This window comes from Streptomyces sp. TAA204 (assembly GCF_000424965.1).
The window spans coordinates 261,662-286,712 of the sequence record NZ_AUKW01000010.1 but is presented as its reverse complement, the minus strand read 5'-3'; the positions used below and the strand labels follow the sequence as shown (position 1 = coordinate 286,712).

Annotated in this window: 19 protein-coding genes and 1 tRNA gene; 7 read left to right on the top strand and 13 right to left on the bottom strand. The window is 70.3% G+C overall.

The window, feature by feature from the left end; all coding sequences use genetic code 11:
• Positions 1 to 35: 35 nt before the first annotated feature.
• The 7 genes from H343_RS31215 to H343_RS0117530 form a co-directional block, all read right to left on the bottom strand.
• Positions 36 to 1,496: a sodium:solute symporter family transporter gene (locus H343_RS31215; RefSeq protein WP_037904070.1), complete on the bottom strand. Its 1,461-nt coding sequence runs from the start codon at positions 1,494 to 1,496 to the stop codon at positions 36 to 38.
• Complete coding sequence (locus tag H343_RS31210; protein ID WP_106958873.1) at positions 1,493 to 1,978, bottom strand: hypothetical protein; 486 nt, start codon at positions 1,976 to 1,978, stop codon at positions 1,493 to 1,495. Before H343_RS31210 ends, H343_RS31215 begins: the two co-directional genes overlap by 4 nt.
• Positions 1,975 to 2,757: a LytR/AlgR family response regulator transcription factor gene (locus tag H343_RS0117550; protein ID WP_037904068.1), complete on the bottom strand. Its 783-nt coding sequence runs from the start codon at positions 2,755 to 2,757 to the stop codon at positions 1,975 to 1,977. Before H343_RS0117550 ends, H343_RS31210 begins: the two co-directional genes overlap by 4 nt.
• The gene (locus tag H343_RS0117545) at positions 2,754 to 3,848 is read right to left on the bottom strand and encodes a sensor histidine kinase (RefSeq protein ID WP_486586934.1); all 1,095 of its coding nucleotides are present in this window, start codon (positions 3,846 to 3,848) and stop codon (positions 2,754 to 2,756) included. The genes H343_RS0117550 and H343_RS0117545 overlap by 4 nt, the downstream gene beginning before the upstream one ends.
• Before the next feature lie 193 nt (positions 3,849 to 4,041).
• Entirely contained in the window at positions 4,042 to 5,721 is a 1,680-nt protein-coding gene (locus H343_RS0117540) for a sodium/solute symporter (protein ID WP_028432226.1), read from the bottom strand.
• Positions 5,718 to 6,086, bottom strand: coding sequence for a DUF485 domain-containing protein (locus H343_RS0117535; protein WP_028432225.1), 369 nt, complete (start codon positions 6,084 to 6,086; stop codon positions 5,718 to 5,720). The genes H343_RS0117540 and H343_RS0117535 overlap by 4 nt, the downstream gene beginning before the upstream one ends.
• A gap of 380 nt (positions 6,087 to 6,466) precedes the next feature.
• Positions 6,467 to 7,099 (bottom strand): TetR/AcrR family transcriptional regulator, encoded by a 633-nt coding sequence (locus H343_RS0117530; protein ID WP_028432224.1) that lies wholly within the window; start codon positions 7,097 to 7,099, stop codon positions 6,467 to 6,469.
• Positions 7,100 to 7,275: 176 nt separating this feature from the next.
• Between H343_RS0117530 and H343_RS0117525 the strand changes: the two genes are divergently transcribed.
• Positions 7,276 to 8,679, top strand: coding sequence for an MFS transporter (locus H343_RS0117525; protein WP_037904066.1), 1,404 nt, complete (start codon positions 7,276 to 7,278; stop codon positions 8,677 to 8,679).
• Positions 8,676 to 9,896 carry an FAD-dependent monooxygenase gene (locus H343_RS0117520; RefSeq protein WP_028432222.1) on the top strand — a complete coding sequence of 407 codons (1,221 nt, stop codon included), beginning with the start codon at positions 8,676 to 8,678 and terminating at the stop codon, positions 9,894 to 9,896. Before H343_RS0117525 ends, H343_RS0117520 begins: the two co-directional genes overlap by 4 nt.
• A 143-nt stretch (positions 9,897 to 10,039) precedes the next feature.
• Here the strand turns inward: H343_RS0117520 and H343_RS0117515 are convergent, their stop codons facing one another.
• From H343_RS0117515 to cmdF, 4 genes are read right to left on the bottom strand one after another with little or no spacing between them, the layout of a single operon-like run.
• Entirely contained in the window at positions 10,040 to 11,083 is a 1,044-nt protein-coding gene (locus H343_RS0117515; RefSeq protein WP_028432221.1) for an alcohol dehydrogenase catalytic domain-containing protein, read from the bottom strand.
• Between the two features lie 14 nt (positions 11,084 to 11,097).
• Positions 11,098 to 12,516, bottom strand: coding sequence for an aldehyde dehydrogenase family protein (locus H343_RS0117510; RefSeq protein WP_051265430.1), 1,419 nt, complete (start codon positions 12,514 to 12,516; stop codon positions 11,098 to 11,100).
• Positions 12,516 to 13,616: an AMP-binding protein gene (locus H343_RS0117505; protein WP_028432219.1), complete on the bottom strand. Its 1,101-nt coding sequence runs from the start codon at positions 13,614 to 13,616 to the stop codon at positions 12,516 to 12,518. Before H343_RS0117505 ends, H343_RS0117510 begins: the two co-directional genes overlap by 1 nt.
• Positions 13,617 to 13,668: 52 nt before the next feature.
• Positions 13,669 to 15,276, bottom strand: coding sequence for a tyrosine 2,3-aminomutase (cmdF, locus tag H343_RS0117500; protein ID WP_028432218.1), 1,608 nt, complete (start codon positions 15,274 to 15,276; stop codon positions 13,669 to 13,671).
• A gap of 544 nt (positions 15,277 to 15,820) precedes the next feature.
• Here cmdF and H343_RS0117495 point away from each other — a divergent pair.
• Together H343_RS0117495 and H343_RS0117490 are read left to right on the top strand one after the other, a co-directional pair.
• On the top strand, positions 15,821 to 16,723 hold the full coding sequence (locus H343_RS0117495; protein ID WP_028432217.1) for a phytanoyl-CoA dioxygenase family protein: 903 nt from the start codon (positions 15,821 to 15,823) through the stop codon (positions 16,721 to 16,723).
• Between the two features lie 125 nt (positions 16,724 to 16,848).
• Positions 16,849 to 17,847 carry a methyltransferase gene (locus tag H343_RS0117490; RefSeq protein WP_078505784.1) on the top strand — a complete coding sequence of 333 codons (999 nt, stop codon included), beginning with the start codon at positions 16,849 to 16,851 and terminating at the stop codon, positions 17,845 to 17,847.
• A gap of 177 nt (positions 17,848 to 18,024) precedes the next feature.
• On the opposite strand, the gene H343_RS0117485 is transcribed toward H343_RS0117490, so the two are convergent.
• Positions 18,025 to 18,633, bottom strand: a complete 609-nt coding sequence (locus tag H343_RS0117485) for a response regulator transcription factor (RefSeq protein ID WP_028432215.1) — start codon at positions 18,631 to 18,633, stop codon at positions 18,025 to 18,027.
• 2,165 nt (positions 18,634 to 20,798) lie between these two features.
• A tRNA-Pro gene (locus H343_RS0117475) sits at positions 20,799 to 20,872 on the bottom strand.
• 206 nt (positions 20,873 to 21,078) lie between these two features.
• On the opposite strand from H343_RS0117475, the gene H343_RS31205 reads away from it, so the two are divergent.
• The 3 genes from H343_RS31205 to H343_RS0117460 all read left to right on the top strand — a co-directional run bounded on the left by H343_RS31205 (position 21,079) and on the right by H343_RS0117460 (position 25,042).
• Positions 21,079 to 22,449, top strand: a complete 1,371-nt coding sequence (locus tag H343_RS31205; RefSeq protein ID WP_037904064.1) for an NAD(P)/FAD-dependent oxidoreductase — start codon at positions 21,079 to 21,081, stop codon at positions 22,447 to 22,449.
• 282 nt (positions 22,450 to 22,731) lie between these two features.
• Positions 22,732 to 23,850, top strand: coding sequence for a glycosyltransferase family 2 protein (locus tag H343_RS0117465; protein ID WP_028432213.1), 1,119 nt, complete (start codon positions 22,732 to 22,734; stop codon positions 23,848 to 23,850).
• A gap of 151 nt (positions 23,851 to 24,001) precedes the next feature.
• Positions 24,002 to 25,042, top strand: a complete 1,041-nt coding sequence (locus tag H343_RS0117460) for an NAD-dependent epimerase/dehydratase family protein (RefSeq protein WP_028432212.1) — start codon at positions 24,002 to 24,004, stop codon at positions 25,040 to 25,042.
• The last annotated feature ends 9 nt before the right edge of the window (positions 25,043 to 25,051 follow it).

Sequence of the window (25,051 nt, the reverse complement as noted above, 5' to 3'; positions counted from 1 at the left end):
CGGCAGGCGGCAGGCGGCGGGCCCACCCGGAGGGGTCAGGGTGCGTGCAACCGCATCGCCGCACGCTCCGCGCCCTCCGGCGGCACCCCGCGCCAGGACACCACGATCATGGTGAGGAAGGCCAGCGGCACCGTCCAGCACGCGGGCTGCGCCAGCAGCACCGTGACCACCCCGGAGTGCCAGTCCGTCGCCGCGGAGAGAAACGCGGCGCCCGTCGCCGCCGCCGCGCCCACCCCGAGCCCGGCGCCGGCCCCGGCGACCGTGAGCCGGGGCCACCAGATACCCAGCACCAGCAGCGGGCAGAACGTGGAGGCCGCCACGGCGAAAGCCCAGCCCACGAGGACGTTGATGTCCAGATGGGCGGCGGGCAGGGAGAGCAGCACCGCGACCAGGGCCCCCGCGGCGACGGCCACCCGCAGCCGGGAGATCCCGCTGCCGAAGAGGTCGTGCGACAGGCCGCCCGCCAGGGCGAGCAGCAGCCCGGAGGATGTCGAGAGGAAGGCGGCGAATGCTCCGGCCGCTACCAGGGCGGTCAGTACGCTGCCGAGCGCCCCGGGCACCGCGACCCCGGGCACGACGACGGTCACCGTGTCCGTGGCGTTGTTGAGCACCAGTTGCGGAGTGAGCACCCGTCCCAGCAGCCCGTAGACCACCGGGAAGAGGTAGAAGACACCCAGCAGGGCGATCACCCGGACCGCGACGCGTCGGGCGACCTGGGCACTGGAACTGGTGTGGAAGCGCATGATCACATGCGGCAGCCCGATCGCTCCCAGCGTCGTGGCCACCAGCACCGACCAGGTGGCCAGAAGCGGGTGGCCCGCACCCCCGATGTCCAGCAACGGACGGCTCCACCCCTCCGGCACCCTGACCGGTGTGAAAGCCTCCGCCCGCGTCTCCGCTCCGACATGGATCATCAGGAACACCGCGGGCACGGCGATGAACGCCAGCTTCACCAGGTAGTGGAAAGCCTGCACGTACGTGGCCGAGCGCATGCCTCCCAGCGCGATGGAGCCGCTGACCACCAGTCCGGCCAACACCACCCCCACCCAGTAGGGCGTGCCGCTGACCAGGTGGAGCACCACGCCCGCGCCCTTGAACTGCGGCACCAGGTACAGCCACATGATCACCAGCACGATCAGCCCGCACAGCCGCCGGATGCCGGGGGAGCCGAGCCGGTACTCCGCGAAGTCGGGCACGGTGAAGGCGCCCGAGCGCCGCATCGGGCCCGCGACCAGCGCCACCACGGCCACATAGCCCGAGGTGAAGCCCACCGCGAACCACATCGTGCCGATCCCGTCCTTGAGCAGCAGCCCGGCGAGCCCGAGCACCGACGCGGCCGAGACGTACTCCCCGGCGATGGCCATGGCGTTCCAGCCCGGTGCGACACGTCGGGAGGCGACCAGGAAGTCCGGTGTCGTACGGGCCGCGCGGACCCCGTAGAGGCCGATCGCCAGGCTCGCGGCCAGCAGGAATCCGATGGCCAGCAGTCCCGTCACGGTGCCACGCCCCCGAAGCCGTGCTCCTCCCCGGACCCGTCGTGCGCGGTGTCCGTGTCACGCGGCCCGGGCAGCACGATGTCCGGGCCCCGGTCGTGGGCGTCGGCGGAGTCGCCAACGTCCGGTTCGCCGCCTTCCCCGGCCTCCGTACGCTCCGCCACCCGCACATGCGCGATGGCGATCAGCAGCAGAAGCGGATAGGTCGCGATGGCCAGCAGCAGCCAGGAGACGGGGACACCGCCCGCGGTCACCCGGTCGAGCACGGGCAGGGCAGCGATCACCCCGCTGGTGCCGAAGAGCACCACCCCGAGCAGGCCCATGGTGCGCAGGGCCGTCCGCCGCTGGGCGGCGAAGACCCGGCGGGCCCGCTCCGGGTCGGCGGGACCGGGCAGCGGCAGCGGCCGGGGCCGCACCCGGTGGCGGCGTGCCAGAGCGATGCGGGTCTGCGGGCTGGTGACCTTCGCCCGGCGGGGCCCCGTCACTGCGCGGCCCGTCCCAGCTCTCCGCTGCGCGCCGCATCCATCAGCCGTTCGCGCAAGCCCCGCGCGTGCCGGCGGCTCACCGGTACGTCGCCGGCGGGCGTGCAGGCCACCAGCCCCGAGGAACTGGTCACGCGCAGGTCGTGCACCCAGCCGACGGCGACCAGGTATCCGCGGTGCGCCCGCACGAAGCCGACCGGCGCCCACACCTCCTCCAGGTAGGACAGCGACAGCCGGATCAGATGCGTGCCGTCGGCCGTGTGCAGCCGCACATAGTCGCCGTGGGCCTCCGCGAACTGCACCTCGGCGCGGCGGACGAAGACGGTGTGGCGGCTGTGCTCGATCTGCACGACGTCCAGATCGTCGTGCGGCGCCTCGTCCTCGGCCGTGCCCCCGCTCTGCCTGAGGACACGGGTGACGGACTCGGACAGCCGCTCCGGCCGCACAGGCTTGAGCAGGTAGTCGACCGCGCCGATCCCGAACGCCTCGATCGCGTGGGACTCGGAAGCGGTCACGAAGACGATGGCGGGCGGCGCGGAGAGCCTGCTCAGCACCCGTGCCAGGTCCATTCCGTCCAGACCGGGCATGGAGATGTCCAGGAAGACGGCGTCGAAGGCGGGTGTCCCCAGCAGCCGTACCGCCGCCTCGCCGCTCTCCGCGGACACCACGTCGGCGATCTCCGGCATGCCGCCGAGCAGCACCGCGAGCTCCTCCCTGGTGGAGGGTTCGTCCTCGACCACGAGGACGCGCAGCCGCGGGGACGTGTGGGCCGTGCCTGTCATTCCGCCAGCACTCCTCGCATGAACCGGGGCACCCGGATGACCACTTTGGTTCCGCTGCCGGGCGCCGTCTCGATGAGCAGACCGTGTTCCGGCCCGTACACCGCCCGCAGCCGCTGGTCCACGTTGGCCATGCCGACGCCGCGGGCCGTCGGGCCCTTCCCGGCGAGGATCGCGCGGGCGAACTCCGGCTCCATGCCGACCCCGTCGTCCTCGATCTCGATGATGCACAGCGGTCCCTCGCCGAAGCCGGACACGCTGATGTGACCGCGTCCTGACCGGCGCTCCAGCCCGTGCCGGACGGCATTCTCCACTATGGGCTGCACCACCAGGAAGGGGATGGCGACGGGCAGGACCTCCGGAGCCATGTGCACGGTGATGTCGAAGCGGTCGTCGAAGCGGGCCCGCTGCAGCTCCAGATACGTCTGGGTCGCCTGAAGCTCGGCCGCCAGGGTCGCGTAGTCGCCCTGCGTGGAGAAGCTGTACCGCAGATAGTCGGCGAAGTCCGTCAGCAGCCCGCGGGCAAGGTCCGGATCGCTGTGGATGCGGGCGGCGATCACGGCCAGCGCGTTGTGCAGGAAGTGCGGTGAGATCTGGGCGCGCAGGGTGCGCAGGTCCGCGGCGGCGATACGGGCGCGCGCGGTGCGCAGCTCGGCATGGTCCAGGGCGTCGGCGACCAGGGCCGCGGTTTCGGTCAGGTCCTCTTCGGCGATCTCGCCTGCGGCGATCAGGCAGCCCGCCAGGTCGTTGGCGACGAGCAGCGGGGCCGCCGACAGCGGGGGACGGCGCAGCACCGTCCCGTGTTCGTACACCTGGGAGAGGAGCGCGTCCGGCTCGCTGCCCGGCGGCAGCGCCCCGTGCCGGGCGACCGGCCCGTCGAGGTTGGCCAGGACGACGGCGTCGGCGCCCAGCAGCCGCCGTATGCGGCGCGCAGCCGCGGTGTTCCGGCCGCCGCGCAGTCCGTCCTGGAGGTCGCTGCCGAGCAGCCGGAGCTCGCGCAGCACGCCGCTGGTCGCGGCACGCGCCGCCGACGGCGGTGGCGCTCCACGTCGCCGGGGACGGCGGGCGAGGTGGTACCAGGGGGTCCTGTTCACGGGGCCGACGGTAACCCAGTGAGGGAGGAATGGAGCTGGTCGGGATGGGCGAAGGAGTGCGGGACCGTGCCGGCCGTCCGTACTCGTGGGAAGCCCGGGTCCGACGGGGCTCCGGGGCGCCGGCGCGGAGGGAGTGGCGCGATCCGGAGGGGGGTCACCGTCGGACCCGGACGTGTGGGCCGGTGCCGGTCCGTCAGTGCTGGGAGGCCCGTTCGGCGCCCGCACCGGTCAGGGCCCGCACCTGGAGCTGCGCGAAGCGGCGCGGGTCGTTCTCCCCGGACATCAGGGTTCCGACGATCGCGCAGAGCAGACCCAGCGGGATCGAGACCAGCCCCGGGTTGGCCAGCGGGAACCAGCTGAAGTCGGCGCCTGTGACCAGCGCCGTCTCCGAACCGGAGACCACCGGCGAGAAGATGACCAGGCCCACGGAGCTCACCAGACCGCCGTAGATTCCGGCCACCGCGCCCTGGGTGTTGAACCGCTTCCAGAAGAGGCTCAGCAGCAGGGTGGGGAGGTTGGCGGAAGCGGCGATGGCGAACGCCAGCGCCACCAGGAAGGCGACGTTGAGGCTCTGGGCGAAGATCGCCAGGACGATCGCCGCTGCGCCGACCCCGAAGGCGGCCAGCCGGGCGACCTTGACTTCCTCCTGTTCGGTGGCCTTCCCCCGGCGGATCACGCTGTTGTAGAAGTCGTGCGCCAGCGAGGACGAGGAGGCGATGGTCAGGCCGGCCACCGTGGAGAGGATGGCGGCGAAGGCCACCGCCGCGATGACGGCCAGCATGATCGCGGCCAGTCCGGCACCGCCGAAGTGGTCACCCGCCGCCTCGGCCAGCTGGGGAGCCGCCGTGTTCCCGGCGGGGTCCTGCTTGGTGATCGCGTCCTTGCCGACCAGCGCCGCCGCACCGAAGCCCAGCACCAGGGTCATCAGGTAGAACGTGCCGATCAGGCCGATGCCCCAGTTCACCGACTTACGGGCGGTCTTCGAGTCGGGCACCGTGTAGAAGCGGATCAGGATGTGCGGAAGGCCCGCGGTACCCAGGACCAGCGCCAGCCCCAGGCTGATCATGTCAAGCTTGTTCCACAGCGTCTGCAGTGCGTCACCGGGCACCTCGGTGCCGAACCTGAGCCCCGGTTCCAGGAACGCCTGGCCGAATCCGCTGGTTTCCGCCGCGTCGCCCATCAGTTCGCCGAAGTTGAAACCGTAGATCGCCAGCACCATGACCGTGAGCAGGAACGCGCCGCCCATGAGCATGCCGGCCTTGATGATCTGCACCCAGGTGGTGCCCTTCATGCCGCCGAAGGTCACGTAGACGATCATCAGGATTCCGACGATGACGATGCCCGCGACCTTGGCCGTGGCCGCGTCCATCCCCAGATAGGTCTCGCCGGGCTGGATGCCCAGCAGCAGCGCTATCAGCGCGCCCGCACCGACCATCTGGGCCAGCAGGTAGAAGACGGACACCGTGATCGTGGAGACCGCGGCGGCCGTACGGACCGGGCGCTGCCGCATCCGGTACGACAGCACGTCGGCCATGGTGAACCGGCCGGAGTTGCGCAGCAGTTCCGCCACCAGCAGAAGTGCCACCAGCCAGGCCACCAGGAAGCCGATGGAGTACAGGAAGCCGTCGTAACCGAAGAGCGAGATCATGCCTGCGATGCCCAGGAAGGACGCCGCCGACATGTAGTCGCTGCCGATGGCGAAGCCGTTCTGCATGCCGGTGAAGCCGCGGCCGCCGGAGTGGAAGTCGGTGGCCGAGCGGGTCTGTCTGCTCGCCCACACAGTCACCCCGAGGGTCACTGCGATCATCGCCAGGAAGAGCACCACGGTCCAGGTGCGGCCGCTTGACTCGGACGCCTGCGCGAGGAAGTTCATGCCCGCACCCCCTCGTCGCCGTCGCCGTCGAGTTCGCCGCGGAGCTGCCCGGCCAGCGGGTCCAGCCGGCGGGCGGCGAACCGCGAGTAGAGGACGGCGATGCCGAAGGTGGAGGCGAACTGCAGCAGTCCGAGGACGAGCGCCAGATTGACCCGGCCGAAGAGCACGGTGGACATCGCGTCCCGCATGTAGGCGGACATCAGGACATACAGCAGGTACCACGCGAAGAACGCGATGCTCATGGGCAGGACGAAGGTCGCGAGCCGGCGTCTGAGGTCCCGGAAGCGCGGATCGCTGTGCATCGCGACGGCGGGCTCCACCGCCTCCCCGGGGGAGTGTGGCGGTGCGGGGGGCTGGGTCGACATCTGCGCCTCCTGGTCGTCAAACGGGCGGCTTGAGCCCATCGAATGGAGGCAACGTAGGCAGCGACACCCCCGCGGGGAAGCGGCGCACAGTGCCGTGCGGCGAACGTTTCGGGTACGCGACGAACGGTCGGGGGCCGTGCGACGGACGGCCCATATCGGCGCCCAGCGGTCGTCGCACCGGCCGGGCGGCCTCCTGCGGGGACGGGCCGGGGCGGGGGCAGGCGCTGATCCTCACTCAGCGGGCGGGCCCTGCCCCGCGGCGAGCGCCCGGCGGGTGAGCGGCAAGCCGGGCCGCGCGGCAGGCTGTGCGCCGGGCCACCAGCCGTCAGGGCGAGGTAGCGTGGCCCGACAGCGCACTGCACTTTCGGGCTGCCCCCGCCCTACCTGGTTCGGTATGCCCGAAGAAAGGTCCGCACTCCCTCGACGACGAGTGGCCGGACGCGGGTGTCCTCCGCAGCGTTGGCGGAACCGAGCCTGTCCAGCGCGACGCCGAAGGTCAGCGCGATGAACTGGTCGGCCGCGAGCCGGGGGTCGGGGACGTCGAGCAGCCCGGCCGCGGCGAGGGCGGCGAACCGCTCGGCAAGTGCCTCGTCGGGGGTGTCGGCCATGGAGTTGTAGCCCCGGTGCGGCAGGTGGCCCGATTCCGAGCGGACCAGTCGTTGCAGCGTTGCGTACTCCGCCGAGCCGAGCATGTCGGTCGCGATGCGCATCGAGAACGTGACCAGTGCGTCCTCGAGTTCGGCGGCCTCGGTGGAGTCGGTGAGGAGGTCGTCGAGGGTGCGTCGGATCGTGGTGATCATCGACTGGCCGACGGCGTCGACGACTGCTTGCAGCAGCGTCTGCTTGTCGCCGAAGTAGTCGTAGACCGTCCGCTTGGACACCTGGGCCCGGGCGGCGACCGCGTCGACGCTGGACCGGTCGAAGCCTTCGGCGAGGAACAGTTCCCGGGCCGCCGAGAGGATGGCGGCCCGCTTCCGCGTGGACCCCTCGCGCAGTGTCTTTGTGGTCGGCATGGGCACATCGTAGCCGTCGGCCGACCTACACTGCACGGTGTAGTGTAATGTCGCTCCGGTGGGGTGCCGCACCCGTACACCCGCTCCGTCCGGACGACCTCGGACCTGTCCACAAAGCACCGTGCACACCGCGCCCTGCATGAATTGGTCGCTCGGCAATGACGGAAAGGACGACCATGACTGCAACCGCAACCCTGGCTCCCCCGGTCCGTATCGGGAAGGCCGCTGTCTGGGCTCTCGGCTTACTGGCAATCTCCACCGGTGCCCTGGAATCGGTGGTGGCGCCGACGCTCCCGCTCCTGCAACGCGAGCTGGACATCAGTCCATCCGCAGGGGCGCTGCTCAGCATCGTGCTGGCTGTCACCGGCGCGCTCGTCACACCGCTCGCAGGCAAGCTCGGCGACCGCTACGGCGGGAAACGAGTCCTGATCAGACTGATGGCGGTGGTCTCGGTCGGTGGACTCGTGTCAGCGCTGGCGCCCAACCTGCCGGTGTTGCTGCTCGGTCAGGTTCTGCAGGGAGTAATGATCGGCGCACTGCCCCTGTCGTTCATCGTGGTGCGCAAACACCTCCCCGCGGGAGAGTCGAAGGTTGCCATCGGGCTGGTCAGCGGGATGTTCGTGGGGGGCTCGATGGTGGGACTCCTGACGGCCGGGCCCGTGGCGGAAGCGCTCTCCCGGCACTGGATGTTCGCGGTGCCGACGTTCGCGGTCATCGGGTTCACCCTGCTGGTGAACAGGCTGATGCCGTCTGATCCGCCGGGCCGCACGGACGATGCCGGGATGGACTGGCCGGGCCTGCTTCTCTTGAGCGGGATGCTGGTCACGCTCATGCTCGTGTTCGTGGTGGCGCCCGAGGCCGGCTCGCGACCTCTCGTGCTCGGCGTCCTCATCGTGCTTCTGGCCGCCTTCGCGACCGGATGGGTCGCCGTTGAACGCCGTGCGGCCTCGCCGATGATCGATCTGCGCATGCTGGCACGGCCTGTGATCTGGAAGTCGTGTGCGCTGACGTTCGTGATCTGCCTCGGTACGGCGATGGGGGTCTTCCTCATTCCGCAGCTGCTCGGCGAGTCCGGCGACGGGTACGGATTCGGGGCCAGCGCCACCGGGATCGGCTTCATCCTCCTGCCCGGCGCCGTGGCCGGGACGCTGGCCGGGCCGGCCGGTGGGCTCGGGGAGCGGCGTTTCGGCTCGCGTGCCGTGGCCGTTGCCGCGGTCGTCATCATGGCCACCGCCCTGCTCGCCCTGTCAGTCGCACACACCGAGGTCTGGCACATCGTCGTCGGCAAGGCGCTGATCGCGCTTGCCAACGGCCTGTGCGTCACGGCCATGGTGACCAGCATCGTCTCCTCCGTCGACGAAAGTGACACCGGTATCGCCACCAGCCTCGTCCTGGTGACCCGCGTGTTGGGCTCCGCCGTGGGCGGGATGCTCGGTGGCGCGCTCCTCACCGCCGGGACCCCTTCCGGGTCGGACGTCCCGGCCGAATCGGCCTTCGTCACCGGCTTCCTCATCGCCGGCGTCGTCGCGCTGCTGTCCCTGCTTGTCGTCCGGACCATGAGCAAAGGAGCCAAGGAATGACCCGCGCTGACCTGATGACGGATACCCGTACGACGCCGAGGCGCAAGGTTCTGATATCCGGGGCCAGTATCGCGGGGCCCGCACTCGCGTTCTGGCTGAACCGCCACGGATTCGCGGTCACGGTGGTCGAGAAGGCGGGCGCGCTTCGTGACGGTGGTTACCCCGTGGACGTGCGCGGCACCGCACTTGAGGTCGTCCGGAGGATGGGGATCCTGCCGCGACTGCGGGACGCGCACATCGACCTGCGCCGGCTGACCTTCCTCGACGGGGACGGCAGCGAGGTGGCGTCGGTCAGCCCGCACACCGTCACCGGCGGGCTCGCGGGGCAGGATCTGGAGGTGCGGCGCGGTGATCTGACCGGCGCTCTCCACGCAGCGGTCCGTGACGATGTGGAGTTCTTGTTCGACGACTCCATCGACACCCTCGACCAGTCCGGCAACGGGGTCGACGTCACCTTCCGCGGGGGCAGCAGACGTACGTTCGACATGGTGTTCGGTGCGGACGGTCTGCACTCACCTACCCGTGAGTTCGTGTTCGGCCCCGAAGAGCAGTTCCACCGGTATCTCGGCTACTGCTTCGCCGGGTTCACCATGCGCAACACGTTCGGGCTCTCCCACGAGACCGTGATGTGGAACGCCCCGGGCAGGGCCGCGGCACTCTACGCCGTGGGGGACAACGACGACGTGCACGCCTTCCTGAACTTCGCCCAGCCGGAACCACCGTTCGACGCGTTCCGGGATCCGGAAGCCCAACGGGACCTGGTCGCCGCGGTCTTCGCCGACGCGGGATGGGAGGTCCCGGGCATGCTTGCCGCCATGCGTGACGCGGATGACCTGTTCTTCGACGCCGTCAGCCAGATCCGCATGCCCCGCTGGTCCAGCGGCAGGGTCGCGCTGGTGGGCGACGCCGCGTACGCGCCCTCGTTCCTCACCGGACAGGGCTCCAGCCTCGCGCTCGTCGGCGCGTACATGCTCGCCGGTTCGCTGGCCGACCGGGACCACGCCGCGGGCTTCGCTGCCTACGAACACAACACCCGTGAGTTCGTCACCGTGAACCAGGAGCAGGTCGGCGAGGGCGACGCCACACTCTTCCCGACCACCGCTCGAGCCCTGGAGCAGCGCAACGACATGTTGCGCAATCTCAGAGCCATGCCCTCCGCCGAGGGAAGACCGGCCCATTCGGCCCTCACCTTGCCCGAATTCGTGCCCACGACGTGAGCCCGGGCACGCGCGCCGACGACGGGCGTCACCGGCGGTCGGGCCCGCACTCCGGACCACCGGAACGCGGGCCGACCGGGACGGCGGTCCCGGCGAGGCCGGCGCGACCCGGCGACGTGGCCCGCCGCCGGGCGTCGTGCCGGTCAGGGGCGCAGAAGCGGTTTGACACAGCGCCGGGCGTCCATCGCGTGGAACGCCTTCGACGCGTCGGCCAGCGGGAAGACCGAGTCGAAAACGCGCTCCGGCCGCAGTGTGCGGTCGAGTACGTCGCCGAGCAGTCCGGGCATCGTGGCGCGCACGTTCGAGCCGCCGCCGCTGAGGGAGAGGTTCTTGGCGAACAGTTCCCACAGCGGAAGCGTCACGTCCCAGGGCAGGCCCACGTAGCCGATCCGGCCTCCCGGGCGTGCGCACCCGATCGCCTGCCGCACCGACTCGAGCGTGCCGACCGCCTCGATGACGTGTCCGGCTCCGCCGTCGAGCAGGTCGGCGACCTCCGCCGCGCCCTCCGCGCCCCTGCCGGTGACCACGTCGGTGGCCCCGTGGGCGCGGGCGAGTTCCTGCCGCCGCGGGTCGCGCGACATGGCCACGATCCGCCCGGCCCCGAGCCTGCGGCATGCCATGACCGCGCACTGACCCACGGCGCCGTCCCCGACGACCACGACCGTGACTCCCGGGCCCACCCCCGCGTGCAGGGCGGCCTCGTGTCCCGTGGAGAGCACGTCGGTCAGGGCCAGCAGCGGCGGAACCAGTTCGTCGGGTGGGGGCTCCGGGACGGCCAGCAGGGTGGTGCCGGCCAGCGGCACCCGGACGAACTCGGCCTGACCGCCGTCGAGCGCTGAGCCGTCCGGCCCGAACTCGCCGAACAGCCGGCCCCGTTCGCAGGCGATGGGCACCCCGCGGCGACAGTGCGGGCAGCTGCCGTCGGAGGTGCTGAACGGGGAGAGGACGAACTGCCCCTGGCGCAGGCCGGCCACGTCGGCGCCCACCTCCTCGACGACCCCGACGAATTCGTGCCCGCTCCGGACCGGCCGCGGCAACGGCGAGAGGCCCCGCAGCACGGAAAGGTCCGACCCGCAGACGCCGGCCGCCACCACCCGCACCAGCGCGTCCGTCTGCTCCTCGATGCGTGGTTCGGGCACCTCCTCGACACGTACGTCGCCCGGGGCGTGGATGACCACAGCACGCACAGCGTGTCCTCCTTTCAGATACGGGTCAGCGCGGTGCTGCGCATGAGGAACTCGGCCAGGAACCCGTCGTGCGGCATCCCCGGCGGCAGCCACCAGGTGGGACGGTCCAGGCCGTAGACATTGCGGACGGACGGATCCTCCAGCAGTGCGTCCACCAGTCCTGAGTCCTCGGTGGCGACGCCCACCACGAGCGAACCGCGCAGGGGTGCCGCGCCCTGCTCCGAGGACCAGGGCGCGACCCACGCACAGGGGAACGGCAGCTCCACACCGGTCTGTTCGGCCATGGCGTCCTCCAGCAGGTGCACGGCGGGCCGCAGGGCGGCGCTGCCGTCCCCGAGGTCGTGCACGCCGCCGCCGAGCACGGCTTCCGCACCGTCCGCGCAGTGCCGCAAGGAGTCCACGACCGAGCGGGCCTCGGCAAGCGGCAGGCACGGGAGCCCGGCCTCCTCCCGTTCCGGAGGCAGCGGCCGCAGCTCCGAGAGCCGCTGCGCGAGGGCCTCGGCGAAGCCGCGGGCGTCATGTTCGACCAGCACCGCGGTGGCGTTGAGGCAGGAGACCCCGCCGAGCCCGCAGACCGACTCGGCGATGACGTCGAGATGCGGCTCCCACTGCCCCGTGACCAGCACTTTGACTCTGCCGGGTCCCTGGGGCAGCACCGGTGTCCGGGACCAGCCGCCGGCGTACCGGTTCACCGTCTCGTCGCCACCGAAGACGATCGCGAGGTCGCCGCCGCGGACCAGTTCGTCGGCGGCGCCGTGGTCGCACGGCAGCAGGAGCACGTCCTCGTCGGCGAATCCCGCCGACCGCAGGGCGAGCACCAGCCGGTGGGGCGTGAACGGGTCGCGGCGGGAGGGCCGCACCGCGACCCGGTAGCCCAACGCCAGAGCCTCCGGCCACAGCGAGTGGACCGCGGGGTGGTTGCCGGAGGCGTTGACGCTCAACAGCCGTCCCCGCCGGCGCCACACGACGGCGCCCCCGTCCGGCACGTCCCGCGGGCCCCGCGGCAGCGCCGCCCGGGGGCGGGCCCGCTCGGTGGCGTCGACCGCGTTCGCCAGCACCCCGGCGACGGTCGCTGTCGCATCGCGGACCACCGCCACCGGGACGCCCGTCGTACGGGCCACCCGCACATGGTGCTCGTCGGGCGTCAGCCCGCCGAGCGTGCCCGAGGCGAAGAGCGCGGCCGCCGCCCGGAGCCGCTCGGCGAGCTCGGACCGTGGCTGGTCCGCCGCGTGAGCCGGCCGGCGCCGTGACCGGTCCAGAGCGCGGGCGACGAACAGGGCGGGGGCGAGCGTCAGTTCCGCGACGGGGACGCCCGCCACGTCCCGGACGGTCTCCCGCCTGCCCGTGCGATACGTGCCCTCCGGAGCGAGGGCGTCGATGAAGTACGGTGCTGCGGCTCTCTCTTGAACGGGCTCTTGCGCTACCACCGTCATCAGTAGGCTCCCGTGATCACGGGGACGCCGGTGAAGGTCTCCAGCGGGTGCACGTCGGCCACGGAGTGCCCCGGGGAGCCGTCCGGCGCGACCACCCGCCGTGCTGCGTCGCGTTCGCGGTTGTTGGGAAGCAGCGCCGACTTGCTCAGGTGGTGCATGACGACCTGGCCGGTCTCTCCCACCGCGACAGGCTTACCGGTGTCCGGGTCCACGACGGTGTACGAAACGTGCGGTGAGGGCGAGTCGAAGACGGAGTCGCCGTCATCGGTGGCGGTCCGCTCGAACGCGGCGCCGAGCGCCATCGTGCTGCCGTAGAGCCCGTACAGCGGGATGCCGGGGAAGACCTCGTCGCGCAGCAGATCCCGGGTGTCCCGGTCCATGCTGGCCCCGCACCAGGTGATCACCTCGACCTGGTCGCGCACCATGTCCACCAGCCGCCCGTCCCGTGCCAGCCGTTCCAGCAAGGGCGGGGGCGCCTGTATCGCCCCGATCCGCTGGCTGCTCAGCACGGTGGCGGTCTGGGCGAGCACGTGGTCCAGGTACCGCTCGGATTCCCCGGCCCGCCCGTCCCGCAGACACAGGCGCACCCAGCGGGGGTCGAAGTCGACGGCGAAGCGGACGCCGCCGCGGCGGCGCGCGTGCTGGCCGGTCAGTTCGGCGTAGTCGTGCGGGCCTGCGGGGCCCAGCGACAGCCAGTGCACCCCGCGTGGATAGCCCCGCTCGTCCATGGCACGCATGGCGCCCACCATTTCGCGTTCCATCCAGTCCGCGAGGTAGAGCACGCGCTTCGGGGCGCCGGTGGTGCCGCCGCTCTCGAAGACACCGATCACCTCGGCTGCCCCGCCGTATCCCCGGGGCAGCAGATCCTCCACCGGCACGTGGCGGAAGTCGTCGACGACTTGCGGGAACAGCAGCAGATCGTCGGCGGTGCGCACATCGGTGCGCGGGTCGAAGTCCAGCCGCTCCAGCCGGTCGAGCCAGAACGGCGTGCCCGTCTCCGGGGAGAAGTGCCACTCCATGGCCGCCCGGACGAGCTCGTCCGGGTCCACGTCCGCGTCAGGCGGTGCGTCCAGCACGGCCAGGGCGTCCTCCGTCTTCATCCTGCCTCCCGTCCGCCGTGGGGATGATCCGTTGCCGGGTGCGTGTGCTCGGTCACCGCAGCGTGATCCCGGCCGAGTTGACGGCGTGCAGGAAGTCGCCGCGCTCGACGGCACCGGCGACAGCCTCCAGTTCATCGGACATGTACCGGTCACGGTCGAGGGTCGGCGCCAGCGCGCGGACGGTGTCGTAGGTGGCCCGGCCCGCGGGGCCGAGCCGGTCGTAGCAGCCGTTCAGGTCCACGGCCTGGGCGGCGCCCAGGAACTCCACGGCCAGGATCTTGGTGTTGTTGGTGAGCACCCGGCGCGCGTTGCGCGCGGAGATCAGGCCCATGCTGACGATGTCCTGGTTGTCGCCGTTGGAGGGGACGCTCTGGGTGCTGGCCGGGCCGATGGTCCGGTTCTCCGCGATCAGCGCGGTGGCTGGGTACTGGGCGCCGGCGAAGCCGCTGTTGAGACCCGGTTCGCCGGCGACGAGGAACTCCGGGAGCCCGTAGCTGAGGTGCCGGTTGAAGAGGCGATTGCTCTGCCGCTCGGAGAGCACGCCGAGCTGGGTGAGGGCGATCGTGGTGAAGTCCATTGCGAACGCGACCGGCTGGCCGTGGTAGTTGCCGCCGTGGAAGACCTCCTTGCCCGGGAAGAACAGGGGGTTGTCGGTGGCGGAGTTGAGTTCGGTGTGGAGCGTGCCGGCTGCGTGCCGCAGGGTGTCCCGGACCGCTCCGAGCACCTGCGGTATGGCCCGCAGCGTGTACGCCTTCTGGAGGTAGACGTCGGTGCGGGTCACGTCGTCACCCGACCGCTTGCGCTCCACCTCACCGCGGAGCTCCGCGTGCGGGACGGCCAGCCCGCTGTCGGCCAGCAGCGCACGCAGATTGGCGGCCGAGTCGATCTGGCCGCTGTGCGGACGTGCGAGTTCGTGGCCCTCGGCCAGGAACGGGCTGGTGGAGCAGCTGAGAGCCTCCAGCAGCAGGGCGGAGACGATCTCCGCCTGGTGGAGCTGGTCGAGGGCACGGCTGACCACGAGGGACCCCAGTCCGGTCATCCCGGAAGTGCCGTTGATCAGCGCAAGGCCCTCCTTGAACCGCATCTCCAGCGGCTGGATGCCCCGTTCGCGCAGCACCTCGCCGGTGGGCACCGGAACGCCGTCGCGCAGCACGTAGCCCTCGCCGATGACGGTGACGGCGATGTGGGAGAGGGTCGCGAGGTCGCCGCTGGCGCCGAGTGAGCCGATCTCGGGAATCGCGGGGGTGATCCCCTCGTTGAGGTAGAGCGCCAGGCGCTCCAGCACCTCGGGCCGCACGGCGGAGTAGCCACGTGCGAGGGCGTTGAGCCGGGCGGCCAGGATGGCGCGGGCCTCGTGCTCGGCGAACAGCGGCCCGACGCCCGCGCTGTGGCTGCGGATCAGGTTCGTCTGAAGCTCCACCTCCTTCGACGGCTCCACCTGCATGTAGATCATCTCGCCGTATCCAGTGGTCACCCCGTACACCGAGGCGCCCTGGCGGACGATGTCCTCGAACTGCTTCCGGCTCGCGTCGGCCTTGGCCAGCACCTCGGGATTGACGGAGCAGGAGGCCTGCTCCTCCGCGATGCGGCGGACGTCCTCGATGCCGAGGGTCTCCCCGTCGAAGGCAATGGTTTCCGTGGCCGTGTCGATAGTGGTCATGGCGTGTCTTCTCCCTGGAATCGGAATGCAGGATCCGCTGATCCCCTGCGTCGGTGAAATTCCGGCGGACGTGGCGTGCCACCGGCCGGGCGGAATTCTCGTGCAAGCCGATCCCATCACCGAAGCCGCAATCCCCGGAACGGCCGCAGGGACACTCTGAAGTGGCTTTCCGGCCCCGCCAGTTCCGAGGAATGAGGACATGTGTGTGACCGTCGGGGCACACCCGGACACCCGAAAGGACATGCATCTCGGGCACTTCATCCGACATGCACTCGGCTCTGAACAGCGAAGATGCGTACACCGCGAACAGACGGACGGCAGCTGCCCCGGTGGGGTCTCCGATTTCCCGGTCTTTTTCCCGTGGTCGGCGGCGGGCTAGCATGCGGCCGGGCGCATCTCAGCGGACACGAACCCGTGCAATCGAATCCCGCAGTCGTCCGAATTCGCCCGGCGGAGCCTCTTCCGAAAGGTGACGGATCTCATCCGTGTGCCTGGGGATTCCCGCCGGTGCGGTCCCGTTCCATTCACGACAGGGAGGACCACCGTGAAACCCGAAGTCACCGACCGGTTCGACAAGGACGCCGGTCTCCCAGAGGTGATGCACAGCCTCCACGAGAACGGCTACGCCATCGTCGAGAACGTGCTGCCGCACGAGACGGTGGACGCGCTGCTCAGCGAGATGGAGTCCTGGATCGAGGCCACACCGTTCGGCCCGGACGCGTTCGCCGGGCAGCGGACCAAGCGGACCGGCAGCCTCGTCGCACGCTCGGCCGCCGGCCGGGACCTGATCACCCACCCGCTGTGCATGGACGTCGCGCGGGAGCTGCTGAAGTCCTCCACCGAGTTCCAGCTGTCCCAGACGCAGCTCATCAGCGCCTACCCGGGCTCCGTCGCACAGAAGATGCACAAGGACGAACTGATTTGGGACTTCTTCCCGTTCGCGGCCGACCACCACGTGATGTGCCAGTTCTTCTGGGCGCTCACCGACTTCACCGAGGAGAACGGCGCCACCCGCATGGTGCCCGGGAGCAACGCGCTCTCCCCCGGTGAGGTGGGCGAGGAGGAGTCCATACCCGCCGAAATGCCGAAGGGCTCGGTGTTGATCTTCACCGGGAAGGTCGTGCACGGCGGCGGCACCAACCGCTCCGACGCCGTCCGGCAGGGTCTGATCCTCAGCTACTGCTCGGGCTGGGTCCGTCAGGAGGAGAACCAGTACCTCGTGGCCCCGCCGGAGCTGGCCCGTACGCTCCCCGAGGATCTGCTCAAGGTCATCGGCTACCAGCAGGGCTGCTTCGCCATGGGCTACGCCGGCGACATCGAGGAGCCGATGGACGTGCTCTTCGGCCGCAAGGCAGCCACCCCGATCGTGCCGTCGGAGGCCACGCGCAACGCCGCCAACGATACGGCCCGCGAGTGGAGCCAGGACGTCGTACACCGCACCGTCTGACACGCCGCTCGACCCAACGAACCCGCGGCCGGACGGAGTTATGGATGGTGCCGGCCGTGACGAGACCCCCGCGCCGAGCCGAGAAGGTGACGATGACTGCTTCGCAGGAACAACCCGTGTCCGTTATGCCGATCATGAAAATGGTCTACGGCCTGTGGGTGTCCCAGACACTCGTGACCGCGCACGAACGCAACGTGTTCGGGCGCTTCGCCGAACGCCCTGGCATGACCCCTGCCCAACTGGCCGATGTCCTCGACCTGCAGGAGCGCCCGGTCGAGCAACTGGTCACCGCCTGCGCCGCGCTCGGCCTGCTGCAGCGCGACGGAGAGGGGTACCGCAACACCGCGATGACCGACCGGTATCTGCTCCGCGGCGGCGAGCACTACGTTGGCGGATGGGTGGAGATCGTCTCCCGCCACGACTACCCGGGCTGGCTCCGGCTGGATGAGGCGCTGCGCACCAACCGTCCGACCGCCTGGGACAGCGAGCAGCGCGATTCGCTGTTCGACGATGAGAACCCCGTGGTCGTGGAGTCGTTCTGGGAGGGCATGAGCGCGATCTCCCGGCCGACGGCCAGGGCGTTGGCGGAGACCGTAGACCTGTCGGGCGGACTGTCACTGCTGGACGTGGGCGGCGGCGGGGGCGCCTACGCGACCGAACTGAGCCGCGCCGTCCCCTCCCTGCACACGACCGTCTTCGACCTGCCCTTCGTCTGCGACCTGACACAGAAGAAGGTCGAGCAGGCCGGCCTCGCGGACCGCATCTCCTTCGCCCCCGGCGACTTCTTCGCCGATCCACTGCCCACGGGGCAGGACGTGGTACTGCTCTCGATGATCCTCCACGACTGGGACGTCGACCAGTGCCGGCACATCCTGCGCCGCTGCTACGACGCTCTGGCCCCCGGCGGGCGTCTGCTGATCAGCGAACTCCTGGTGGCCGACACCAAGGACGGCCCTCTCGACGCCACGCTCATGAGCCTGTCCATGCTGGTGGAGACCTTCGGCCGGAACTACACCGGTGCCGAGTACCGCTCCTGGCTGCTGGAGACAGGCTTCACGGACGTCGAGATCCGCCCGTTCGAAGCGCCGGCCGCCAACGGCGTCGTCATCGGCCGGAAGCCGTGACCGCACGGGGACAGGAATCCGACCCGCCGAGGCCGGTGTCCGCGATGTGCGATTGACGGAGCCGGTGTCCGGGCTGCGAAGTCGGGGACGACCCGTTCCGGTGTTCGTCGCCGACTTCGGCCGGCGGCTTTCCGAGGTCTCCGTGGTCCCCCTGGCCGGCGCATGCGCACAGGCCCCTCAGATGTATCCCTGCCGCAGCGCGTATGCCACCGCATGGGCGCGATTGCGCAGGTGGAGGCGGGTGGTGAGGCGGTGGATGACGTTTTTGATCGTGCGTTCGGAATAAGACAGGCTGGTGGCGATCTCGGCGGTGTCCAAGCCCTCGGCGATCAGGCGCAGGACGTCGACCTCACGGGCCCCGAGTACCGGGGCGGTGATGCCGGACCGGCCGCCGCCGGTGGTGCGGGACGACGGCGTTCCCATCTGGCGGATCAGGCGGCCGAGGAGGTCGGCGGGCAGGTGTCCGTCGCCGCGTGCGGTCGCCAGCACGGCCTGAACCAGGCTGTGCTGAGTGGCCTCGTGCCGCCAGACGACGGCGCCGACGCCGCATGCCAGGACACTGCGGAAGTCCTCCTCCCGCAGTGTTCCCACCACGAGAACCACTCGTGCTCCCTGCCTGCGCACGGCCCTGCGCAGGCGCGTGAGCCCGCCCCGGTCGAGTACGTCGTCGACCAGGAGAGCCACGGTGCCCGGCCCGGGCTCCTCACGCAGCTCGATGTGCGGGTGCCGCCGGAGCTGACTCAGGGCGCCTTCCCGGGAGATGGGGTCCGGGGCGTGCACGGCCACGGAGACCGGTAACGCGGGCCGCGCAGCCGAGGAGTGCCCGGAATCCTCCGGTCCTGCGGGGTCTGTGATGCTCAAGCTGGACAAACGGTTCCTCCGCGTAGAGATCCGTGTACACGCCACCGACGAGAGACAGGCGACAGGCAGGTCAACAACACCCTTGTGGGACACGAGTGGTGGGCACCGCCGTGGAGCCAGCGGCGGAACCACGAGTTCAGCCGTGAATGGTGTAAGGCGCTCGCGCCGACAGCCACCGGCGCCGAGCACGCCCACAGCGGCACCCGACGGCTCGTGGTACTGCGCGGGCTATCGGCACCGGCCGGACCGCTGTGCTGGACGCCGCGATTCAGGACGCGGCGGCAGACGGGTGCGGCAGACATGGGCCCGCGAGACGAGTGCACCGTGGCCATCACCGCGGTGCATCATCTTCTCCCGGCACCGGACTTCCCCGCCCCGCGGCGGCCGGACAGCCGACGAGCGTGACCACGCCGGCTTGTTGTGGGGGAACTGGGCACGCACACCGCCGGGGAGCTGCTGCTTCCGGCCGAGGACGACGCTCTGCCGGCAGAGACAGCAGACGCCACATGCAGGTCCGGATCTGCTCGCGGGCGCCTCACCGCTTTGTGCCCGCGACCAGCTCCAACAGCCCCAGCTTGCGGAACATTTCGACCTCCGACACCGACTGTTCAATGAATGGAAGACACGGATTGCCGTGTCAGACCGGATGCCGGGAAAGGGGTCTGAAACCGGCCGAAGATGCCGGCAGTGCTCCTGGAAACGCCCGCGCGGGGCCAGACGGCCACGGTGGGGGCACCGCGGTGGGAGAAACGGCAATCAAAGCGCCTCCTGGTCTGGTTATGTGAGGAGGCTACCCTCGCCCGCACAGTGAGCCAAGTCGTTTCCAGGAAATTCAGGACGTTTGCCGAGAGCCTGGCTGAAATCAATGCCCTGGAAGGCCGCACCGAATACCCGTCTTCGGTCTCCAAGTTTATCGACGGAATCGAGGAAACGATTACAAGGCCCTGGTGAACTGGAAATGCCCAGTTCAGGGGGTGGATCGGCCGGGGGCACCGTCTCGGGCAGCAAACGGGCACTTGAGCAGCACGAACGGACATGGCGGGCCCCCGAGTGGGTCCTGTGCCGGCACCCGTCGCGCCGGTCTCCGCCGCTGCGGCACGCCGGAATCGCGAGATCGCAGCGACGGACAGTTCTCTGCATTCTTCGCGGAGAAAGCAATCAGGCACAGACGGGCCGCCGGGAAAGAATCCGCCCCGTTAACCCCCGGTGGACAATAATTCAACAACCATTCCCGCCTCAGGGTTTCCCTGTTCCCGGGGATATTCCTGCCGGCCCCGAGGGAGACAGCGCTGCCGAACTGGGCGCGTACGTACGGCAGTGCAGGGCGAGGCGCCCAACGCTGGGACGGCCATGACGTGTTGGAGGTCCCGCGCATCGCCGAGGCGTGCGGACCATACCGGCGGGAGGGGCGCCGCCGGAATCGGAACCGGTTCGAGGGCGGGGCCAGCGCCGGGACCGGGCGGGCGGTCGGCGAGGAGGGCTCGGTGCCGAGGGACGCGGGCGGGCTCGTCCAACAGGGCGGGCGGGGCGGTCAGTTGCGCCTCGGGACATCGACCATGCGCCCGTTCGGGCTCTGACGAAGAAGCGGCGCACCCCCACTCCGGCCCGTGTGGAAACCGGCACCACCTGGAGGCCCGCACGGACGCTTACCCATCATGGGGCCCAACTCGCCGCACTCCGCCGGCGATCTTCTCGCCTCGTCGGCGGAGCGGATCCCCGGCACCGAGTACCACGCACGGGGAGAGAACGAAGGAGTCCTCACCCAAGGAGACGTGGGCCACGTGCTCACCCGCGCGGGCGGGCGAGCACGAGATGCAGGCACGCAAGCAGTCTCAATGGCCACGGGGCCCGGATCGCTGCGGCGCCGTTGACGAAACACCGGCAGACCTCATGCTCTGCAGTGCGTGCCTGAGTGCCCCCACCGCATCGACACTACCGGGCGCCGTCACCTTCCGCCTGGCGACTGACCATCAACCCCAGCCGCGACCACCAGCCCACCCGCCGAGCACCCACAGCAGCGGCACATGACAAAACTCCCGAACCCACAACCGTGGGTTCGGGAGTTTCCGATGTCCTGAGACATCACAGCGTCGGGACGGCGGGATTTGAACCCACGACCCCTTGACCCCCAGTCAAGTGCGCTACCAAACTGCGCCACGTCCCGGTGCCCGGTGGCTCGGGGTGGAACCCCTCGCCGCTCGCGCACAAAGAACAATACATGACGTCCGGCGGTGCTCGCGCACCCCTTCCGGGCTGTTCAAGTGCGTCACGCGTGGTCGGCGCCCAGGGCCGGGGCGGGGGGTTTCAGACGGGAGGCTGCGGGAACCGCGGGCAGGGTCGCGATGGTTCCCGAGGTCTGGAGACCCGACCGTGAGCCGGTCCCGCATTGTCATCGTCGGAGCCGGATTCGCCGGCTACCAGGCAGCCCGGACACTGTCCCGCAAGCACCGTGGTGTGGCAGACGTCGTCTTGGTGAATCCGAACGACTACTTTCTGTATCTGCCCCTGCTGCCCGAGGTGGCCGCCGGCGTCCTTGAGCCCAGGCGGGTGTCGGTGTCGCTCGCGGGGACGCTGCCCGGTGTGCGGCTGGTGCTCGGTGAGGTCGACGGTCTCGATCTCGCGTCGAAGAAGATCACGTACGTGGATCCCGAGGGCCGTGGCGGCGAATTGCCCTACGACCGGCTCGTGCTGACCGTCGGCAGTGTGAACAAGCTGCTGCCCATCCCGGGAGTCGCCGAGCATGCGCACGGCTTCCGCGGCATGCCGGAGGCGCTGTACCTGCGTGATCACATGACGCGCCAGGTCGCCATGGCCGCCGCGAGCGAGGACCCCGCCGAGATCGACGCGCGCTGCACGTTCGTGGTGGTCGGCGCCGGCTACACCGGCACGGAAGTGGCTGCACACGGAAAGCTGTTCACCGACTCGCTCGTGCGGCAGCACCGCAGGACCGGCAACGGCCTGAGCGGCGGCCGGCTGCCCCGCTGGCTGCTGCTGGACATCGCACCGCGAGTGCTGCCGGAGCTGGACGAGCGACTGTCCAGGACGGCCCACCGGGTGCTGGCCAAACGGGGCGTCGACGTGCGAACAGGCATGTCCGTCAAGGAGGCAACCGGGGAAGGAGTGCTCCTGGACGACGGTGAGTTCATCCGTACGCGGTCACTGATCTGGTGTGTGGGCGTGCGTCCCGACCCGCTGGTGGAGGATGTCGGGCTGCCCTCCCGCAAGGGCCGTCTGGTGGTCGACGAGTATCTCCAGGTGCCGGACCATCCCGAGGTGTTCGCGTGCGGGGACGCCGCCGCGGTGCCGGACCTCACGCGTCCGGGAGAGTGCACGCCGATGACTGCCCAGCATGCTGTGCGGCAGGGGAAGAGCGTGGCGCACAACGTCGCCGCCTCGCTCGGTGAGGGTGAGCGGCGCCCGTACAAGCACCACGATCTCGGCTTCACCGTGGATCTCGGCGGCCTCCAGGCGGCGGCGGACCCGCTGGGGGTGCCGTTGTCCGGGCCGGTGGCCAACGCGGTGATGCGTGCGTATCACCTGGCGGCGATGCCGGGGAACCGGGTTCGGGTGGCCACGGACTGGCTGCTGGACGCGGTGCTGCCGAGGCAGGCCGTGCAGTTGGGGCTGGTGCGGTCCTGGTCGGTGCCGCTGGAATCGGCTTCGCCGGAGCTGGCACACTCGCCTGCTTCCACTGGAGGGCCGGGGGATGACTCCGGAACGGAGAAGCGCCCTGAAGGGTGACTGCCGTATCCACACCGACCTCCCTGTCCACAGAAAGTAGCGGGTCGATACCTTCCGTGACGGTCGCGGGCTACCTTCTGCAGCATGCCCGGCGAGAGCCGCCGGGCGGGATGCGAGGGGGAGGTGGCCCATGCACGGGGGACTGCCCGTCATCGGGCTCAGTGTGCTCGTGTACGGGGTGGTGGGAGCCGTCGTCATTGCGCGCGAGGCGCTGCGCCGGTGCCGTCCGTGGCAGGGGAGAGGCCAGGCGGCAGCGCCGGGGGCGAAGAAGGGGGCGAGGGCATGCACAGCGGTGTCACGGTGATCGTCCCCGCGCACGACGAGGAGGAAGGTCTGCCCGCCACCCTGGAGTCGGTGCTCGGGCAGACGGTCCCGCCGGAGAAGGTCATCGTCGTCGACGACGCCTCACGGGACGGTACGGGTGAGGTGGCGCGCCGTTACGGCGTGCAGGTGCTGCGGCCGCCGAGGAACCTGGGCAGCAAGGCCCGTGCGCAGAACTACGCGCTGCCGCACTGCACCTCGGAACTCGTGCTGGCGGTCGACGCGGACACCGTTCTGGCACGGGACTACATCGAGCAGATCGCTCCCGTCTTCGACGATCAGCGAGTGGCCGTCGCCGCGGGCAACGTGCAGACGCGCTTCGCCCGGACGGTGTGGGAGCGCGGCCGGTCGGTGGAGTATCTCTTCGGCTTCCACTGGCACCGGCCGATCCAGCAGCGTGCCAACAGCCCGATGGTCTGCTCGGGCTGCTGCTCGGTCTTCCGCAGGAGCGTGCTGTCGGACTTCGGCGGGTTCCCCGAGCGGACGATCGTGGAGGACATGGACTTCACGTGGTCTCAGCAGATCGCGGGCCTGCGAGCGCGCTATGTCGCGGACGCGGTCGCATGGGCCGCGGACCCGGAGACCCTGCTGTATCTGCGCAAACAGGTGTGGCGGTGGATGGCCGGGTTCTGCCAGAACGTGCGGCTGCACACCGGGCAGTTGCTCCGCAGGAAACCGATGCTCGCGGTCTGGGTTCTGCTGGCGATGCTGGAGATCCTCACGGCACCGCTGTGGTGGAGCCTGCCGTTCGTACTCGTGCTGGGCCTGGACCGCCCTGCGGGGGTCACCGCTGTGTGGTGGTTCGGCGCGGAACTGCTCTTCACCCTGCCGCCGCTGGTCTATGCGGCACGCAGACGCAGAATCCCGCTGAGGCGCGTGCTGTTCAACATCCCCTGCGTCTACCCCGCCAAGATCGTGAACCTCTGGTACGCGTGGAAGGCAGTGGCGGTGGAGCTCGTGCTCGTGCCGTTGCGGCTCTCTCCTGGCCTGACCGTCTACGAGAAGGGCAGAGGTTCTTCGTTCTCGCCGGCGGGTCCTCGCGGGGGCCGAGCAGGGCAAGTGCCGCGTAGTTCCGGGTGAGTTCGGTGGCCTCGGGGTGAGAGGAGGGATGCGTTCCAGCGGGCTGAGAGGGTGAGCGGGACGAGGGCGGCGGCCTGACCAGACCTTACGGAACGCTGACACGCCATGGCGGAGCGTCCCTCCACCCGCTCTGCGGCCGTAGCGTGGCCCCATGCGTGTACTGGTCACAGGCGGAGCGGGATTCATCGGCTCTCACATCGTTTCCGTTCTCGAGGCTGCCGGGCACGATCCCGTCGTCCTCGACGCGGCGCCGGGGGAGCACGGCATCAACGGCGACGTACGGGACCCGGAGACCGTCGCGCGTGCCCTCAGAGGCGTCGGCGCCGTCTGCCACCAGGCGGCGATGGTCGGTCTGGGCAAGGGTTTCGCGGACGCGTCCGGGTACGTCGGAAGCAACGATCTGGGCACCGCGGTGCTGCTGGAACAGATGGCCGAGGCAGGCGTGGGCGAACTGGCCCTGGCCGGTTCGATGGTGGTCTACGGGGAAGGGCGCTACGACTGCCCGCTCCACGGCCACGTGCAGCCTGGCCCCAGGGCCGTGCGCGATCTGGACAACGGCCGTTTCGAACCGCCCTGTCCGCGCTGCGGCGCCGCGCTCGATCCCGGACTCGTGGGCGAGGAGGCGCCCGCCGACCCGCGGAACGTCTATGCCACGACCAAACTCGCCCAGGAGCATCTGGCGGCGTGCTGGGCGCGCGCGACGGGGGGCAGAGTGATCAGCCTGCGCTACCACAACGTCTACGGTGACGGGATGCCGCGGGACACCCCCTACGCCGGCGTGGCTTCCTTCTTCCGCTCCGCGCTCGAGCGCGGCGAAGCACCCCGTGTCTTCGAGGACGGGGCGCAGAGGCGCGACTTCGTCCACGTCGACGACGTGGCGGATGCGAACCTCGTCGCGCTGGAGGCCCTGGCCCAACGGCCGCCGGGGGAGCTGCGCGCGTACAACACCGGCAGCGGAGTACCGCACACCGTCGGCGAGATGGCCCATGAACTGGCGGACGCCTTCGGCGGGCCCAAGCCCGTGGTGACGGGCGAGTACCGCCTCGGCGACGTCCGACACATCACTGCCTCCTCCGAGCGAATCCACCGCGAGCTGGGATGGCGCGCGCGTGTGGAGTTCGCCGAAGGGATGGCACGGTTCGCCAAGGAGGACCTCGCCGGTGCCGGGGGCACTGCCATGGACAGGCGCTGAACAGCCGAG